A 1,025-nucleotide genomic window follows, 5' to 3' on the forward strand; every position below is an offset into this window, starting at 1 on the left:
CGGGTCTCGACGTCGACACCCGCGGTGCCGGCGAAGGCCTGGATGACCGGGAGGAAGGAGTGGGTGGCGAGGAACGGCGCCTCGTCCGTGAGGGTGTAGATGATCTTGGCCATGCTGGCGGGTACTCCCTTGTTCGACCGTCGGTACGTCCACGGTACTCGTGGCGCAGGATGTCTCGACATCAAGATACATGGCCCCCGCTTCCGCGCGGCAGAGGCTCGGCCGACACCCTGGAGGCGCACTGTCGACACATAGGAACGGTGCGTGGACTGGTCTTCCGCAGCACCAGAGCGAGGGAGAGCGCGCATGACCACCACACGGCAGACCCCGGACGACTTCGGCTGGAGGGCGGAGGACCTGCGGTCCGCCTACGCCTCGGACGGCAGCGGCCCCTACCGGTACGCGCCGGACGGCTCCGGCCCGTTCTCGTACGACCCCGACGGCTCCGGTCCCTGGCTCGTCGGCCCCGAACCCCGACGGAGCACGAAGCGGTTCGCACCGCGTCAACATGGCAGCCGATCGCGGTTGCGGCAGATCGGGACGGCCTGCACCGCCGGAGCGCTGGCGCTCGTGCTCGCCGTCGGCAGCGTCTCCGTGGTCGCGCACGCGGCTCCTCCACACCCGTCGGTGCAGGCGAGCGCCGCGCAGGACCCCGGACCCGACGGAGCCTGAGCCTCAGTCGCCGATCGAGACGCGGAACACCCGGACGCCGGCGGCACGGAGCCCGGCGAGCCCGAGCCGCATGCGCAGGGGCCGGAAGGGCCGACGGAACCCGGACGACGCCGACGCGGCATCGATCTGGTGCAGGACCTCGGACGTCAGGGTGCGCTCGAGCTTCGGCGCGAGCCGGGTCACCCCGGACACCGTGACGACGATGCGGACGGCGTGCGGCGCGAGCATCGGCGCGATGAGCTCGGCAGCCGCCTGCGCCCGGTGGAACGCGGGGTCGTCACCGGGGCGGCGGATGGCGATGACGGCCAGCGCCGCGTCCCAGGTCTCGTCGGGGTCCGGCAGGTCGTCGACCC

General features: G+C 72.4%; 3 protein-coding genes. 1 reads left to right on the forward strand and 2 read right to left on the reverse strand.

The genetic code is table 11. The annotated features are described in order from the left end of the window. On the reverse strand, nt 1-113 hold a 113-nt coding region (locus BIU89_RS19125), incomplete at its 3' end, for an NADP-dependent isocitrate dehydrogenase (RefSeq protein ID WP_139179048.1). A gap of 193 nt (nt 114-306) precedes the next feature. Between BIU89_RS19125 and BIU89_RS12045 the strand changes: the two genes are divergently transcribed. After that, nucleotides 307-672, forward strand: coding sequence for a hypothetical protein (locus BIU89_RS12045; RefSeq protein ID WP_071246839.1), 366 nt, complete (start codon nt 307-309; stop codon nt 670-672). 3 nt (nt 673-675) lie between these two features. Here BIU89_RS12045 and BIU89_RS18570 read toward each other — a convergent pair. Continuing rightward, the coding region (locus BIU89_RS18570; RefSeq protein WP_175475020.1) for a hypothetical protein at nt 676-1,025 on the reverse strand (350 nt) is incomplete at its 5' end.

The sequence above is a fragment of the Curtobacterium sp. MCBA15_005 genome, from assembly GCF_001864855.1.
Classification (GTDB): Bacteria; Actinomycetota; Actinomycetes; order Actinomycetales; family Microbacteriaceae; genus Curtobacterium; species Curtobacterium flaccumfaciens.